The 16013-nt window shown below is 48.1% G+C and carries 16 protein-coding genes and 5 tRNA genes; 7 read left to right on the forward strand and 14 right to left on the reverse strand.

Annotated elements, in window-relative coordinates:
* Position 1: 1 nt before the first annotated feature.
* The 9 genes from nusA to tpiA all read right to left on the reverse strand — a co-directional run bounded on the left by nusA (position 2) and on the right by tpiA (position 4116).
* Positions 2 to 1486, reverse strand: a complete 1485-nt coding sequence (nusA, locus tag ACE3T3_RS04280) for a transcription termination factor NusA (protein ID WP_374664406.1) — start codon at positions 1484 to 1486, stop codon at positions 2 to 4.
* Positions 1487 to 1521: 35 nt separating this feature from the next.
* Complete coding sequence (rimP, locus tag ACE3T3_RS04285) at positions 1522 to 2046, reverse strand: ribosome maturation factor RimP (protein WP_374664408.1); 525 nt, start codon at positions 2044 to 2046, stop codon at positions 1522 to 1524.
* A gap of 213 nt (positions 2047 to 2259) precedes the next feature.
* A tRNA-Met gene (locus ACE3T3_RS04290) sits at positions 2260 to 2336 on the reverse strand.
* 90 nt (positions 2337 to 2426) lie between these two features.
* Positions 2427 to 2503 (reverse strand) — tRNA-Met (locus ACE3T3_RS04295).
* Positions 2504 to 2573: 70 nt separating this feature from the next.
* A tRNA-Met gene (locus ACE3T3_RS04300) sits at positions 2574 to 2650 on the reverse strand.
* A 70-nt stretch (positions 2651 to 2720) separates the two neighbouring features.
* Positions 2721 to 2797, reverse strand: a tRNA-Met gene (locus ACE3T3_RS04305).
* Positions 2798 to 2844: 47 nt separating this feature from the next.
* A tRNA-Leu gene (locus ACE3T3_RS04310) sits at positions 2845 to 2929 on the reverse strand.
* Between the two features lie 52 nt (positions 2930 to 2981).
* Positions 2982 to 3311 carry a preprotein translocase subunit SecG gene (secG, locus tag ACE3T3_RS04315; protein ID WP_374664410.1) on the reverse strand — a complete coding sequence of 110 codons (330 nt, stop codon included), beginning with the start codon at positions 3309 to 3311 and terminating at the stop codon, positions 2982 to 2984.
* A gap of 13 nt (positions 3312 to 3324) precedes the next feature.
* Positions 3325 to 4116: a triose-phosphate isomerase gene (tpiA, locus tag ACE3T3_RS04320; RefSeq protein WP_374664412.1), complete on the reverse strand. Its 792-nt coding sequence runs from the start codon at positions 4114 to 4116 to the stop codon at positions 3325 to 3327.
* A 276-nt stretch (positions 4117 to 4392) separates the two neighbouring features.
* Here tpiA and pilB point away from each other — a divergent pair, with 276 nt between their 5' ends.
* From pilB to coaE, 4 genes are read left to right on the forward strand one after another with little or no spacing between them, the layout of a single operon-like run.
* Entirely contained in the window at positions 4393 to 6099 is a 1707-nt protein-coding gene (gene pilB / locus ACE3T3_RS04325) for a type IV-A pilus assembly ATPase PilB (protein ID WP_374664414.1), read from the forward strand.
* 35 nt (positions 6100 to 6134) lie between these two features.
* Positions 6135 to 7361, forward strand: coding sequence for a type II secretion system F family protein (locus ACE3T3_RS04330; RefSeq protein WP_374664416.1), 1227 nt, complete (start codon positions 6135 to 6137; stop codon positions 7359 to 7361).
* Positions 7361 to 8221 (forward strand): A24 family peptidase, encoded by an 861-nt coding sequence (locus ACE3T3_RS04335; RefSeq protein WP_374664418.1) that lies wholly within the window; start codon positions 7361 to 7363, stop codon positions 8219 to 8221. The genes ACE3T3_RS04330 and ACE3T3_RS04335 overlap by 1 nt, the downstream gene beginning before the upstream one ends.
* A gap of 9 nt (positions 8222 to 8230) precedes the next feature.
* Positions 8231 to 8839 (forward strand): dephospho-CoA kinase, encoded by a 609-nt coding sequence (gene coaE / locus ACE3T3_RS04340; RefSeq protein ID WP_374664420.1) that lies wholly within the window; start codon positions 8231 to 8233, stop codon positions 8837 to 8839.
* 23 nt (positions 8840 to 8862) lie between these two features.
* Here the strand turns inward: coaE and ACE3T3_RS04345 are convergent, their stop codons facing one another.
* From ACE3T3_RS04345 to ACE3T3_RS04355, 3 genes are all read right to left on the reverse strand, one after another.
* Positions 8863 to 9783, reverse strand: a complete 921-nt coding sequence (locus ACE3T3_RS04345; protein WP_374664422.1) for a DMT family transporter — start codon at positions 9781 to 9783, stop codon at positions 8863 to 8865.
* A gap of 41 nt (positions 9784 to 9824) precedes the next feature.
* Positions 9825 to 10574 (reverse strand): 23S rRNA (guanosine(2251)-2'-O)-methyltransferase RlmB, encoded by a 750-nt coding sequence (rlmB, locus tag ACE3T3_RS04350; RefSeq protein ID WP_374664424.1) that lies wholly within the window; start codon positions 10572 to 10574, stop codon positions 9825 to 9827.
* A gap of 138 nt (positions 10575 to 10712) precedes the next feature.
* The gene (locus ACE3T3_RS04355; protein WP_374664426.1) at positions 10713 to 11036 is read right to left on the reverse strand and encodes a pyrimidine/purine nucleoside phosphorylase; all 324 of its coding nucleotides are present in this window, start codon (positions 11034 to 11036) and stop codon (positions 10713 to 10715) included.
* 531 nt (positions 11037 to 11567) lie between these two features.
* On the opposite strand from ACE3T3_RS04355, the gene recN reads away from it, so the two are divergent.
* Entirely contained in the window at positions 11568 to 13232 is a 1665-nt protein-coding gene (gene recN / locus ACE3T3_RS04360) for a DNA repair protein RecN (RefSeq protein ID WP_374664428.1), read from the forward strand.
* Between the two features lie 87 nt (positions 13233 to 13319).
* Here recN and ACE3T3_RS04365 read toward each other — a convergent pair whose 3' ends face one another.
* Positions 13320 to 13556, reverse strand: a complete 237-nt coding sequence (locus tag ACE3T3_RS04365; RefSeq protein WP_374664430.1) for a hypothetical protein — start codon at positions 13554 to 13556, stop codon at positions 13320 to 13322.
* 365 nt (positions 13557 to 13921) lie between these two features.
* Here ACE3T3_RS04365 and ACE3T3_RS04370 point away from each other — a divergent pair, with 365 nt between their 5' ends.
* The gene (locus tag ACE3T3_RS04370; protein WP_374664432.1) at positions 13922 to 14476 is read left to right on the forward strand and encodes a YqgE/AlgH family protein; all 555 of its coding nucleotides are present in this window, start codon (positions 13922 to 13924) and stop codon (positions 14474 to 14476) included.
* Positions 14469 to 14912: a Holliday junction resolvase RuvX gene (gene ruvX, locus ACE3T3_RS04375; protein ID WP_374664434.1), complete on the forward strand. Its 444-nt coding sequence runs from the start codon at positions 14469 to 14471 to the stop codon at positions 14910 to 14912. Before ACE3T3_RS04370 ends, ruvX begins: the two co-directional genes overlap by 8 nt.
* Positions 14913 to 14989: 77 nt before the next feature.
* On the opposite strand, the gene ACE3T3_RS04380 is transcribed toward ruvX, so the two are convergent.
* Complete coding sequence (locus ACE3T3_RS04380; RefSeq protein ID WP_374664567.1) at positions 14990 to 15955, reverse strand: HlyD family secretion protein; 966 nt, start codon at positions 15953 to 15955, stop codon at positions 14990 to 14992.
* Positions 15956 to 16013: the final 58 nt, after the last annotated feature.

Raw genomic sequence — 16013 nt, forward strand, 5'->3', positions numbered from 1 at the left:
CCTAGTTAAACCATGATTCGCGCGCTTTCATAATCAGTTGACCTGCTTTTTCTGTACCTAGGCCTTCGATATCAGCAATATCGTCAGTCGCTTGGTCAGCCAAGTCATCTACTGTAATCACACCGCGGGCAGCAAGTGCGTACGCGATCTCTTGAGTCATGCCTTCCATCGCAGCAAGTTCAGGACTCGGCTCTTGAATATTTTCCTGCTGTTTCAATGCATCCGCCAAAGCCACTTCTTTTGCGCGGCTTTGCAGCAATTCAACAGTTTCGGCATCCAATTCAATTTCGTCGAATGTTTCCGCAGGAACATAAGCAACTTCTTCAACTGAAGTGAAGCCCATTTCAACCAATGCCATCGCAAGGTCTTCTTCAATATCCAGACGTGTGACAAACATATCCAAATATTGCTGCGCTTCATTTTGCTGACGTGCGTGATACTCGTCTTCCAGCATCATGTTCAGCTTATAGCCTGTCAATTCAGACGCCAAGCGCACGTTTTGGCCTTGAGAGCCAATGGCGCGCGCCAACTGATCGCTGGCAGCGAAGATGATGTCCGCAGTACGCTCTTCTTCATCAATCACAATGCCGGATACATCCGCAGGCTCTAAAGCGCTGGCGATATACTGCGCAGCATCATCAGACCAGACAACCACGTCAATGCGCTCGCCGTTCAGCTCTTGCTGCACCGCTTGGATACGCGTGCCGCGCATGCCGATACACGCGCCGACTGGGTCAATGCGGTGATCGTTGGTTTTCACAGCGATTTTAGCACGGACGCCCGGCTGACGCGCAGCTGCTTTAATTTCAATGATTTCTTCAGAAATTTCAGGAATTTCCTTTTTCATCAAAGCAATCAGCATTTCAGGCTTAGAACGCGACAATAACAATTGTGCGCCGCGGCCTTCACGGTTCACACTGTAAAGAATCGCATTCACACGCTGTTTAGGACGCAGAATTTCTTTGGCGATCATTTCTTCACGCGCAAGATACGCTTCCGCATTGTCGCCTAAATCAATGATAAAGCCGTCTTTGGTTTGCTTTTTCACTTCACCGTAAATCAGCTCGCCGACTTTGGATTCATACGCATCCGCGATTAAAGCGCGTTCAGCTTCACGGATCTTCTGCACGATCACTTGCTTCGCGATTTGCGCAGCAATACGGCCGAAATCAATCGATTCAACTTCCAGCTCGCGGATATCGCCGATTGACCATTTTGCAGGATCAACATCAGAAATCGCGTCCTGGCATGCAGGCATTTCATGATCTTCATCAGCCACCACTTCCCATTGACGGAAAGTTGCATAGTCACCGGTACGGCGGTCAATTTCTACACGAAGGCGCGCTTCTTCAGAATTTGTGCCTTCGTAGAATTTCTTTTTAGTCGCAGCAACGAGAGCTTGTTCAAGCGCTTCAAAAATTGCATCGCGAGGTACACCCTTTTCATTACTAACCGTTTCTACTACGGTAAGAATTTCACGTGCCATAAGTCACCTATTCGTTCAGATTCTTATTTATTGAATTAATCTTGGTAGATTAAATTTGCTTTATCAATATTGTGACTGTCAATATCCAGTACTTGCTGCTTTTCAACTTCAACCTGAATCATTTCATTTTCAAGGTCGACTGCAACCAGTTTTGCCTGGAATTTACGGCGGTTCTCTACAGCACTGATAAGGCGCAATGCAATCTGCTGGCCAACATAGTCAGCCATTTGCTCCAGCTTGAAGAACGGTCGGTCCCAGCCTGGAGAGGATACTTCTAAAGCGTATTCGCCTGAAATCGGATCATGCACATCCAGCATAGCGCCAACCTGCTGCGTTACACGCACGCAGTCCTGCACGCCAATGCCGCGGCCTTGCTCTTCTTCACCATCTTCATTCAGAACGGGCGCTGCGTTTTCATCTACCGGCTTGTCGATATAAATGCGCAATAGCGAGCGCTTGCCCTGAGGCACAAAATCAATACCCCAAAGATCTACATCACATGCCTGCACAGCGGGTGCAATTAAGTCCTGAAGTGCTTGAGTTTTATTTGATAGCTTCATTTACTCTCGTCAAAATTATGAGATTTCATGGCCGGAATGACCACCACAGATCGTGCCGGCTATTGTAGTAGCGAAACATGACGATTTGACCAAATTTCTATCAATACTACGCAATAGCCAATAAAAAAGGGCGTAATCGCCCCAATTGTGCACAGAAAACCTTAGTCCACTGTGCAAAAAGGCCCACCTAGTTGTGAGCCTCTTTTAGAAACTTGGTAGCGGGAGCTGGATTTGAACCAACGACCTTCGGGTTATGAGCCCGACGAGCTACCAGACTGCTCCATCCCGCATCAACGTGCAAAAATTATATACAATTCTTAAGTGATTTTCAATCGAAAACAACCTGAAGAATTGCCCTGCTGATTTGCAAATCAGAGGATTGGTAGCGGGAGCTGGATTTGAACCAACGACCTTCGGGTTATGAGCCCGACGAGCTACCAGACTGCTCCATCCCGCAACAATATGCAACAATTTATCCCGCTTTAAATCGATAAAGCGCCTATTTCAGTGTGCTTCTAAAATAAGATTGGTAGCGGGAGCCGGATTTGAACCAACGACCTTCGGGTTATGAGCCCGACGAGCTACCAGACTGCTCCATCCCGCATCAATGTGCAACAATTTATCCCGCTTTAAATCAATAAAGCGCCTATTTCAGTGTGCCTCTAAAATAAGATTGGTAGCGGGAGCTGGATTTGAACCAACGACCTTCGGGTTATGAGCCCGACGAGCTACCAGACTGCTCCATCCCGCATCAATGAAATCCGCTGCATACACCAACTTATGTTCTGGATTATAAGTTGGTGCGGAAGGGGGGACTTGAACCCCCACGCCCGAAAGCACTACCACCTCAAGGTAGCGTGTCTACCAATTCCACCACCACCGCAGCTGTGACGCATTCTAGTCGCAACACGTCAAAAAAGAAAGAACTAAATAAATTATTCAGCCGTTTTTGGCGCAGTTGGCGAAGTTTCAGCCGGTTTTACTGGCGCAGCTGGTGCTGAAGAAATTGAATTCAGGCTATATGCATCTGTGGTTTGCTTCTTCGCATAGACCGCCAAAGTCAAGCTGGTCACAAAAAATAACGCCGTCAAAATTGCAGTGAGCCGGGTTAAAAAGTTAGCCGAACCGGAAGCGCCGAATACAGTCGCTGCGCCGCCGCCGCCAAAAGATGCGCCCGCATCCGCCCCTTTGCCATGCTGAACTAAAATCAAGACAATCATCATAATGGCTAAGATAATATGCACTACCAGCACAAAAGTTTGCATGCTGCACTCCTAATTATTTTGTATTTGCAAATGCTTGAGCAATTTTATAGAACGACTCGGCATTTAATGATGCACCGCCAACCAATGCACCATTGATGTCTGGGCAGGCTGCTAACTCTACTGCATTTTCAGGCTTTACACTACCGCCGTATAAAATCGCCATGCCCTGACCTGCCGGGCTGATTTGACTCAGGCCTTCACGGATTTTGGCATGCATCGCCTGCGCATCTTCAGGAGATGCGGTTTTGCCGGTGCCAATCGCCCAGATCGGCTCATATGCAACGATGATTTTATTCCATTGTTCAGGCTGAACAACAGACGCAATATCGCAAATTTGCTGCAAAACCGTATGTTCCGCTTGGCCGCTTTCACGCTGCTCCAAGCTTTCACCTACGCAATAAATGACGGTTAAGCCTGCATTGAGCGCATTTTTAATTTTTTCATTCAAGACGGCTGGCGTATCACCAAAAACCTCACGGCGTTCAGAATGACCCACCAGTACACATTCAACAGCGCTGTCTTTAAGCAATTCCGCACTGATTTCACCCGTATAGGCGCCCGTTCCAGCAACGCGCGACAGGTCTTGAGCCACCATGCTGATGCTGCGGCTGCAATCTGAAAATTGCGCTTGAATGCTTTGCAGCTCCAAAGCAACCGGTGACACGCCAATATGGCACTTCGACTCTTCAATATTTTGATTTAGAAGCAGTTGTTTTAATTCTTGCACCAACTGTTTGGCATCAGCCCGCATTGGGTTCATTTTCCAATTGCCAACAACCCAAGGTGTAATCGCCGGACCCGACATAAATAACCTGCAGAAACTTTAGATGAAAACGGCCACATTCTACACGGAATTGCAATTTTTGATGATAAATTTCAGCAGGCAATTTAAGCATCCTCAGCCGAAAACCCAAATTTCATCCCGCATTTCAAAAAAAATCCCCGTGATTTAAGGACTGGTTCAAAGTTTTGATCAATTCTTAGGTAGTGACAACACTTTAAGATGTGGTATTTTTAAATAACAAAAGTATAATTTTAGTATACCAATTATAAACAAATTGACGCATAGGCAAATTAACGCATGACAGCATTACAGGGATCTCCACGATTTACAGGATTTATTCGGCGCCTGGTCGAAGAAGGACACGTATCTGCTGAAAAAATGCGTGATGCGCTGTTGAATGCCAAAAAAGCCAATCAGGACATCGTGGCCCATCTGACGCAAGAATTGAAAGTCCCAGCATTGACCATTGCCGAAACCATTTCAACTGAATTCGGTGAGCCGATTTTTGATCTTGCAGCTTATGATGCCGGTTTAATTGTCCGTGAAGATATTGATGAAAAGCTGATTACCCGCTACCGGGTGCTGCCGATTTTTAAACATGCGAATGTGCTGTATGTTGCGACCAGCAATCCGACCAACATTGAGGCGGTCGATGCCATCCGCTTCAGCAGCAAGATGAATACCGAAACCATCATTGTTGAATACAACAAGCTGGAAAAACTGATCGAACAGCAGTTTGCTGAAGAAAGCACCTTTGATTTTGATGATGACTTCGATCTTGATATTGATACAGATACTGCGCCAACTGAAGATGACGGCGAAGAAGAAAAAGGCGAAGAAGCGCCGATTGTCAAATACATCAACAAGCTGCTGGTGGATGCCATCCGCATGGGCGCATCGGATTTGCATTTTGAACCCTATGAAAAATCTTACCGCGTCCGTTACCGCGTCGATGGAGTTCTGCGCACCATTGCCAACCCGCCCTTGCAGCTGGCGACCCGTTTAGCCTCACGCCTCAAAGTGATGTCGCAAATGGACATTTCTGAAAAGCGCGTTCCGCAAGATGGCCGGATTAAGCTGAAATTATCTAAAAACAAAGCCATTGACTTCCGTGTCAACTCGCTGCCGACCCTGTTTGGTGAAAAACTGGTGCTGCGTATTCTGGATCCCTCCAGCGCCATGCTGGGGATTGATGCGCTTGGCTATGAACCTGAACAAAAAGAGCTGTTCATGCAGGCGCTGGATAAGCCGCAAGGCATGCTGCTGATTACCGGTCCAACCGGTTCGGGTAAAACCGTATCGCTGTATACTGGCTTGAACATCCTCAACCGTGAAGACACCAATATTTCGACCGCTGAAGATCCGGTGGAAATCAACTTAGAAGGCATCAACCAGGTCAACGTCAACAATAAAGTCGGCCTCACCTTTGCCGCCGCGCTGAAATCTTTCCTGCGTCAGGACCCGGACATCGTCATGGTCGGTGAGATTCGGGATTTGGAAACCGCAGAAATTGCCATTAAAGCGGCGCAAACCGGCCATATGGTCATGTCGACCCTGCACACCAACAGCGCCCCAGAAACACTGACGCGTTTGCGCAACATGGGCGTGCCATCCTTCAATATTGCAACCTCCGTCAATCTGGTGATTGCACAGCGCTTAGCGCGCCGTCTTTGTTCACAATGCAAAGAAGCCGTCGAAATTCCACAGCAAAGCCTGCTGGAAATGGGTTTCACAGAAGATGATTTAAACAACCCTGAATTCCAGGTTTATCAGCCTGTGGGCTGCCCGGAATGCCGCGAAGGCTACAAAGGCCGTGTCGGCATTTATGAGGTGATGAAAGTGACGCCAGAAATTTCCCGGATTATCATGGAAGACGGCAACGCGATTGAAATTGCTGAAGCGGCAGATCAAGCAGGATTTAATAATTTACGCCGTTCAGGCTTAGTGAAGGTTATGCAGGGGGTGACTTCACTGCAAGAAGTCAATCGTGTAACCAGTGAATAATTGCTGTATTTTAAATTTAAAATAAGGATAAATTCATGGCTGTCAAAAAAGCGCAGATGATGCCAACCTTCAGTTATGAAGGCATTGACCGTAAAGGGGCCAAACTTAAAGGGGAACTTCCGGCGCGCAATATGGCGCTGGCCAAAGTGACACTGCGCAAGCAAGGCGTCACCATCAAAAACATTCGGGAAAAACGTAAAAATATTCTCGAAGGCCTGATGAAAAAGAAAGTCTCTACTTTAGACATCACCATTTTCACCCGCCAGCTGGCGACCATGATGAAAGCCGGCGTGCCGTTAGTGCAAGGCTTTGAAATTGTTGCTGAAGGCCTGGAAAACCCATCGATGCGTGAAGTTGTACTCGGCATCAAAGGTGAAGTGGAAGGCGGCAACACCTTTGCAGGCGCACTGCGCAAGTATCCGCAGTATTTTGACAACCTGTTTTGCTCTTTAGTGGAATCCGGTGAACAGTCCGGTGCTTTGGAAACCATGCTGGACCGGGTAGCGATCTATAAAGAAAAAAGCGAACTGTTAAAGCAGAAAATTAAAAAAGCCATGAAATATCCAGCTACGGTTGTTGTCGTTGCCATTATTGTCACCATCATTTTGATGGTGAAAGTAGTGCCCGTTTTTGAAGATCTTTTTACTTCATTTGGCGCAGACTTGCCTGCTTTTACGAAAATGGTTGTCAACATGTCCAATTGGATGCAGCAATATTGGTTTATTCTCATCATCGCGATCGGCGCAGCTATTGCTGGGTTTATGGAAGCGAAAAAGCGCAGCAAAAAATTCCGGGATTTGCTGGATAAAGCCGCGTTGAAAGCGCCTATTTTCGGCGATCTGGTGTATAAAGCGATTATTGCCCGCTACAGCCGCACCTTGGCGACGACTTTTGCGGCCGGTGTCCCATTAATTGACGCCTTGGAATCCACTGCCGGCGCAACCAACAATGTGGTATACGAAACAGCCGTAATGAAAATCCGTGAAGATGTGGCTACAGGCCAGCAATTGCAGTTCGCTATGCGGGTCACGGATAAGTTCCCATCGATGGCCGTGCAGATGGTCGCAATTGGTGAAGAATCCGGTGCGCTGGATTCCATGCTGGATAAAGTGGCGACGCATTATGAAAATGAAGTCGACAATGCCGTGGATGGCTTAACCGCAATGATGGAACCCTTAATTATGGCGATTTTAGGCGTATTGGTCGGCGGTTTGGTGATTGCCATGTATCTGCCGATTTTCCAAATGGGTTCTGTGGTTTAATGCTCGAACTAATTCAATATTTCATTCAGAATCCAGCAGCACTCTATATTGCTGTTGGATTATTCAGTTTATGCATCGGCAGCTTTCTCAATGTTGTCATTTACCGGACACCGAAAATGATGGAGCAGGAATGGCGCAATGATTGCCAATTTCTGCTTCATCCTGAACAGCCGATCATTGATGAGAGCAAATTCACTCTCAGCAAGCCGGCGTCCACCTGCCCCAAATGCAGCAGTCCGATTCGCTGGTATCAAAATATTCCAGTCATCAGCTGGCTGGTTCTGCGCGGCAAATGCGGCAGCTGCCATACCCCGATCAGCATCCGCTATCCGCTGATTGAGCTATTGACCGCCGTTTGCTCCTTAATCGTTGTGGCTGTATTTGGCCCGACCATGCAAATGCTGTTTGGCCTGATCTTCACCTGGGCATTGATTGCGCTGACCTTCATCGATTTTGACACTCAGCTGCTGCCAGACCGCTATACCCTGCCTTTGGCGGCTTTAGGCCTCGGCATCAACAGCTATGGCATTTATACCAGCCCAACCGCATCCATATGGGGCTATATCATCGGCTTCCTGTGCCTATGGATTGTCTATTACATTTTCAAGATCGTAACCGGCAAAGAAGGCATGGGCTATGGCGACTTCAAACTGCTGGCAGCCCTAGGCGCATGGATGGGTCCCATGATGCTGCCGCTGATTGTGCTATTATCTTCTTTGGTCGGCGCGATTATCGGCATTATTTTGCTAAAAATCCGCAAAGAAAATCAGCCTTTCGCTTTTGGCCCCTACATCGCCATTGCAGGCTGGATCGCCTTTTTGTGGGGCGAACAGATTATGAAGATCTATTTAGGTCAATAAGGAATCGGCATGGCATGGGTGGTGGGATTAACAGGCGGAATCGGCAGCGGCAAATCAGCAGCCAGCGCATGGTTTGAATCCCAAGGCATTACGGTTATTGATGCCGATGTCGTCGCACGGGAAGTGGTGCAAAAAGGCCAGCCCGCATTAGCGCAAATCCATCAAGCTTTCGGTGACTGGGTTCTGCAGGATGATGGTGAACTGGACCGGCGCGCGCTGCGCGAGCATATTTTCAAATCACCTGAAGCGCGCCAAACTCTAGAGCGTATCACCCATCCTGCGATTCGGCAGTCAATCATTCAGCAATTGTCGCAAGCGCAAAGCCCTTACGCCATTTTGGTTTCTCCCCTGCTGTTTGAAACCAATCAGCATGAATTGACACAGCGCACGCTATTGATTGACGCCAGTGAAGAGCTGCAGATTCAGCGCGCCTCTCAACGTGACGGGCAAAATGCAATGCAAATTCAAAAGATCATTGCAGCGCAAATGCCGCGCGCGCAGAAACAGCAATCAGCAGATGATATTGTGCTGAATGACGGCCATCTGGATCATCTTTACCAGCATCTTGCGCCCTTGCATGAACGGTATTTAAGGCTGGCTAAGCACCCTGATACATAACGTTCATGCATAAAAAAGCAGCCTTAATCCGGCTGCTTTTTTTGCTCGTCCAATTGCCGCTGCAATGGATCCTGATGCTGCAGCCAGCGCCATGGCTGCAGCGCACCAATGCCCATCCCGATCAGCCCACAAATAATGGCAAAGTTCAGCGGTTCATCCAGCAGCGGCACGGCAATAATCGCCGCCATAAACGGCGCCAAAGTGACAATACTTCCCGTTTTGAATGCGCCCAAACGCTTAATCGCTTCCACATAAGTCAGGGTCGCAATAATCACCACGAAAATCCCGTGAAAAAGCACCTGGGAAATTAAATGCACAGGAGCTGGCTCACTGAGATGCTTAGGAAGAAACAGCAGATAAATCGGCACATAGATAATTGCTGACCAGATAGCTACGCCTGCCATGGCATGCCATGCGGAGAGCTTCCAGAACCGCAGCAAAACGGTAAATATCCCCCACCAAATCGCACTGAGGAAAAACAGCAAATCACCCAAGCCGAACGCTTGGCCTGTCTGCAAATACATCAAATAGCTCATTGCGCTGAGTGAAATCAGCATGATCGCCAGGCTGATCCAGGTATTGCGGTCAAAAGACTGCTGAAATAAGGCATAAGCAGCAATGGCTGTGCATAGCGGAATGCAGCCATTTAAAAAAATAGCGGCATGCGCTGCAGGCGCATAATGAAATGCACTATAGGCGGTTAAGCAATAGATGACCCCACCGATCAGCCCCAGAATCAAAGGCTCTTTTTTCCATAAAAATGCGGTGTCTTTTTTATAGATCAGAATCGGCATCAAAATGGCAAAAGCCAGCAGAAACCGCAAAGCAGTCAAATCCCACGCACTGATGCCCCAGTTGGCGCTCAGCCGCGCTGTCAGGGTAAAACCGCCCCAGATGCACATGGTAATGACGATGTATAAATAGCCTTGCTGTTTCGGGGACATTGCTCTCAGCTTTTGCTTAAATAAAGTATGGGATCATTCGCTTATTGATTGCGTTGGCGGCAAGCTTCGTACAGCGCCATACCCGTTGCAACACTCACATTGAGGCTCTGCAAATTGCCCGCCATCGGGATATAGACTTTTTGATCGCACTGCGCTTGGGTGATTGGACGCAAGCCGGTATCTTCCGCGCCCATCACAATGCAAACCGCCGCGCCGCTAAAGTCAAATTTCTGAATCGGCAGAGCCTGCTCGTCCAGCATGGTGCCGACAACCTGCACATTAAACTGCTCTTTAATTTGGCTTAATGTACGCGCCAAGTTAGTCACTTGAATGAACTTCACTTTTTCCGCGCCGCCGGCTGCAACTTTGCGCGCGGTTGGCGTTAAGCTGGCTGAACGGTCACGCGGCACAATCACCGCTTCGACGCCCATAGCCGCCGCGGTACGGATGCAGGCGCCTAAGTTATGCGGATCCGTCACCTGATCTAAAGCCAGCAGCAAAGGCTGATGCGATGCATTCAGCAAGTCTTCCAAATCTTTTTCGTTCAGGGTCGGATGCGGGCGCACGGCCGCAACAACGCCCTGATGAAACGGCAAGCCGGCCAGCTTTTCCAAAGTATCGCGGCTGGCTTTTTGAATACTGACGCCAAAAGGCTCCGCCAATTCAAAAATATGCTGCAGGCGCTGATCTTCACGGCCTTTCAGAGCGAATAAAGTTAAAACACGCTCAGGTTCAAGCTCCAGCAATGACTCTACAGAATGTACGCCATAATAATATTCAGGTTTCGCCATGAACGGCCTCTAACTTCAATGAATTTTTCAAAAGAAAAATCCTGTAAAGCAGACTTTACAGGATTGATGCTCAATGCTTAGTTTAACTGATTCAGGCTGAAATTTCTTGGCCTAAATCAGTTCACCTTTCGGAATAAATCAGCCTTCTAGATGGCAAACATAATCCAGCACTTCATCTGTCTCAATTTTAAAGCGGCTGTTGCCCGGCACATAAAAAGACTGGCCGGCGCGGAACAGTTCGCTCTCAGTGCTGTCAGCGATCTGCACGCGGCATTCGCCTGAGATGATTTCCATGCGCTCAGGAACATGCGTTTCAAAAGTTAAGGCTTGTTCAGTCGGTAAAATCACCCCTAAAGTTTTTTTAGTGCCATCTTCAAACTGCACGGTATGGCTGATGCAAAGGCCGCCAAAATAGACATTGGATTTTTTGATGACTGATACATGATCAAACTGAGCTGACATGCTTATTTTCTCCAGATAAAGCATATTTATAATATTCGCTTAAAGCAGTTTAATGGCGCTGCTTCAACTAATCAATCCATGTTTTGCACAGATCGACCAAAGACTTAGACACGGGCTGCATGCACTGATTTGCACGGCTCTGCGCCAAGCTTTCCCCAAGTGCCAAAGAGTCTAAAACAAGTCTTTCAGCAGCACAAATCTCTTTTGCATGCTCATCGCCAAACTGCTGCGCAAAATACCGAACCCGCTGGAGAATTCAGCTGCCGCCTGTTCTCCACAGCGCCATCGCCATGCCGCCTTACTGCAACTTTAAATGCGCATGGCAAGGATCGCCCGGCAGCATGTCATTCAGATGAATTCAACGCATCTTGCCGCGCCTATTTGCATGCAGAACACACTGAATTGGTAGTTTTATTGGCAAATTCATATAGAATTGCAAGAATTACGGTGATTTAAAAATAAAAACCGTCTTGTGACAAAAACAAAACTTGTCTATCTTAAACTCGAACTTTTCGCAGCTTGGATGCGTTTATGCTGACACACTTAACTCTGATCAACTTTGCTTTAGCTGAACATTTAGCCATTGATATTGAACAAGGTTTCAACGTTTTAACTGGTGAGACCGGCGCAGGCAAGTCCTTGCTGCTCGATGCGCTGTCAGCATGCCTAGGCGAGCGTACCGATACCAATTACGTGCGTTTCGGATCAGAAAAAGCCGATGTCACTGCAACCTTCAGCTACCAGCAGGGTTCTCCTGAAGCGCTGTGGCTAAAAGAACAGGAACTGGATGATGAATCCGGCGAGCTACTGCTGCGCCGCGTCATTTTCGCCACAGGCCGCAGCAAAGCCTGGATTAATGGCCGTCCAAGCAGTTTGGCCGAATTAAAAGAAATCGGCCGTTTGCTGGTGCAACTTTACAGCCAGCACAGCCAGCAGCAGCTGCTGGAACCGCCCTACCCTAAACGCTGGATTGACCGCTACAGCAACTTTTTCGCGCCTGCGCAAGCTGTGCGTGATGCCTACAGCAAATGGCAAAAAGATATCCGCCTGCATCAGGCCGCGCTGGATGCGCAAGCAACCCGCAAACAGCGCCTGGATACGCTGGAATTACAGCTGGAAGAACTCGAGCCGCTGGTTCAGATGGACTATAAAGACATTGAGCAGGAGTTCGACCGCCTCAGCCATCATGAACACATTATGCAGGACTGCAGCTACAGCTTGACGGCGCTGGATGATGCCGAACAGAATATCAATCAAGAAATATCGTCCATTTTACGGCGCATCGAGTCACATGCCGGGCGCAGCGAACAGCTGTCTGAAATTTACACCTCCATGCTGAATGCGCAAAGCGAACTGGAAGATGCTACTGCCAATTTGCGCCAGTTTATGGACCGCCAAAGCTTTGATCCTGAACGCATGGAAGAGCTGAATTCACAGCTGGAAGTGTTCCACCGCTTGGCGCGCAAATACCGCACCCAGCCTGAAGCGCTGAAAACCGAATATGAAAGCTGGCAAGCGGAACTGCAGCAGCTGCACGAACTGGAAGATCCGGAAACGCTGGCGGAACAGGTTGAGCTTTCCCATCAAGATTTCTTAGCGAAAGCGCAGCATTTGGATGATATCCGCCGCGAAGCCGCTGCGCCGCTGGCCAAACAGCTGACTGAGCAAGTCAAACAGCTGGCGCTGCCGGAAGCGCATTTTGAATTTAAATTTGAGCCTTTAGATGAAGTCTCCAGTGAAGGCCTGAGCTTTATTCAGCTGCTGTTTACTGCCAATAAAGGCATTCCTGCGCAGCCTCTGGCACGTGTGGCCTCTGGCGGTGAACTGTCGCGTATTGCGTTGGTGATGCAGGTGATGAACGCTGAAAAAACCGATGCCGAAGTGATTGTGTTTGACGAAATTGATGTCGGCATCAGCGGCGGCACAGCGGAAATCGTCGGCCGCTTGCTGGCGGGCTTGGCGGAACATGTGCAAATCCTCTGCATCACCCACCAAGCGCAAGTGGCTGCGCAGTCCGATCAGCATTTGCTGGTGCAGAAGAAACAGACCGATCCGGCCAGCAGCACCATCTTTGAGCTGGAAGAAGATGGCCGCATTCAAGAGCTGGCCCGCATGACCGGCGGTGTCGAAATCAATGAAACCACCGTGCAGCATGCAAAGCAATTGAGACAATTAAAGTTTCAGCATAGTTCATAATTTCAATGAATAAAAAGCCTTTGTCGCGATGATCAAGGCTTTTTTTCTGGCATATGATTTTTTGATTGCCGATAACTATTTCAAAATTCATTGATATACAAAAACTTTTCCAACTAAGTAACGTAAATATTTATTTTTCGGCTGATATTTTTCATTTATAGGCACATCGCCTTGTTTCGCTAAAGCAGAAAAATCATAGTTAAAGCTGCTCTCCTCGCCCGATATAATGTCCAGCACGGCACTTTCAATATCGCTCTTCACTTCATAAAAATTCTGCTGTTTAAATTTTTGCAGTACTTGCCTTCTTGTTTTTGCCAGCTCCATACATGAGTACAAAGTTTAAGCCTGAAACAGGGTCGATCAGGAGGATAAACGACTATTTATAAGCTATAAGTTTTTTTCATTTTTATCTTTGATGATTCTGAAAAATACTTTTAAACATAGAAAATTTTAGCAAATACTTTTCGAGTAGAAATCAGCCCATTCTGGACTTACCCCAATAGGCTCGGGTATCCAATGAAGATTTATATTCTAGATGAGCAGTATGCTCTAATTCTGTCAAACAAAAAAATGTGACCGGAATCAAATTCGTTTTTTGCACAAAAACTCATTGTTGAATCAGATTTTGTTTAGTATGTTGATAAATACATAATAATTCATATTGATTCAAGATAAGGAGAACGGCCTAGGTGTCTAAACAATATCTGACGCATCGCTGCCTGATTGCTCCGCCAGATATGCAAGATGACTTCTTTGCAAATACAGTCATTTACTTGGCCCGCCATGACCATGACGGCGCGCAAGGCATTATCATTAACCGGCCTTCAGGCATCCAAATTAAAGAATTGCTGAACGACCTTGAAATTGATGCGGACAATGTCAATCCGCATGCGGTGCTGCAAGGCGGCCCTCTGCGCCCAGAAGCCGGCTTTGTGCTGCATACCGGTCAGCCGACCTGGCATTCCTCGATTGCAGTCGGTGAAAATGTCTGCATCACCACCTCTAAAGATATCTTGGATGCCATTGCGCATAATGAAGGCGTAGGCCGCTATCAGGTCGCTCTCGGCTATGCCAGCTGGGATAAAAATCAGCTGGAAGCGGAAATTGCGCGCGGAGACTGGCTGATTTGCGATGCAGACATGGATTTGATTTTCAATTTGCCGTACGATGCCCGCTGGGATGCCGCCTATAAAAAAATGGGGGTAGACCGTATTTGGTTATCTTCAGAGATTGGACATGCCTGATTTAAATGCGCCGCAAATGATTATGGCGTTTGACTTTGGTACGCAGAAAATGGGCATGGCCGTGGGCCAGTCCATGATTGAAAGCGCAAATCCGCTGGCGCTGTTCCCAATGAAAGATGGCATTCCCAACTGGGATGAGCTGCTGAAAATTGTCAAACAGTATCAGCCGACCCTGTTTTTGGTCGGCCTGCCGCTGAATATGGATGATACCGAATCTGAGCTGTCGGCCCGCTCGCGCAAATTTGCCCGCCGCCTGCGTCATCAGACCAATATTGAAACCTTAATGGTGGATGAACGGCTGACCACGCGTGAAGCGCGCGGCGAACTGGAACAGTACCAGTCGCAAGGCCGAGGTAAAAAACTGGCGGCCGACAGCATTGCCGCGGCTCTATTTATCGAAAGCTGGTACCGCTATCCGGAAGGGTTCACCCCTTAACGCAAATATTTGTACCGGCCAGAAAAATAAAAGCATCCATAGGAATGCTTTTATTTTTTGAAATGCTGAGCGCCGGACTATTTTTTCTGTTCTTCAATATGCACTGTTGCGGTCCGTCCCGCCACAAAGGCCAATTGATTCTTCGGCATTTCATCCAGCACAATTTTCACCGGCACGCGCTGCGCCAAACGCACCCAGCTGAAGGTTGGATTGACATTGGCCAGCAGGCCGGTCGTTGAAGTGCGTTCGCGGTCTTCAATCCCGCTGGCAATGCCCTGCACATGGCCTTTGATTTTTTGAGCATCCCCCATCAGCTGAATTGCCGCAGGCGCGCCCACATAGATTTTGTCCAGTTTGGTTTCTTCAAAATAGCCGACGATGTACAGTTTTTGACGGTCCAGCAATGCCGCCACCGCTTGGCCGGCTTTGACATAATTGCCTTCCTGCATTTCAAAGTTTGAAAGCGTGCCGTCTGCCGGCGCCACCACTTCTGAGCGGTGCAAATTCAGCTCTGCCAAATGCAGATTGCTATTGGCGGCTTGAATCAGGGCTTTTTGCTGCGTGATATTGGCCTGCGCCTGTTCAATCGCTGCGCTCATTTGCTGATGCTCTGCATGTGATGCATCACGGGCAGCAAACATTTGATCCTGTTCCTGTTTTGAAATAGCGCCGTCCATTAAGTTGGCATAGCGGGCCGCGTTTTTATCCGCCAGATTGATATTAGCCTGAGATTTCACCCAATTGGCTTTCGACTGCGCCAATGCGGCTTCAGCCTCCGCCAAGCCCGCTTGGGCTTTATACAGATCTGATTTGGCCTGCTCCACATCTAAAGCCTGACGCGCAACATCAATTTTAAACAGCGCTTGGCCTTTTTTCACGGTTTGGTTGTCCTGCACCAGCACTTCCGTCACTAAACCGGAAATATCTGAAGACACCTGAATGACATCGCCGCGCACCCGCCCATCGCGTGTCCACGGTTCAGAATTGTAATAATTCCAAATATGCCGCAAGACCAGCAGCGCGATGACCGCCGCAGCCAGCATCAGGATTGGCCGCACATATTTCCGCATATTCGCAGATGTCATTTTCCACCTCAACATT

This window comes from Acinetobacter sp. (genome assembly GCF_041919735.1).
In the GTDB taxonomy this organism is placed as follows: Bacteria; Pseudomonadota; Gammaproteobacteria; order Pseudomonadales; family Moraxellaceae; genus Acinetobacter.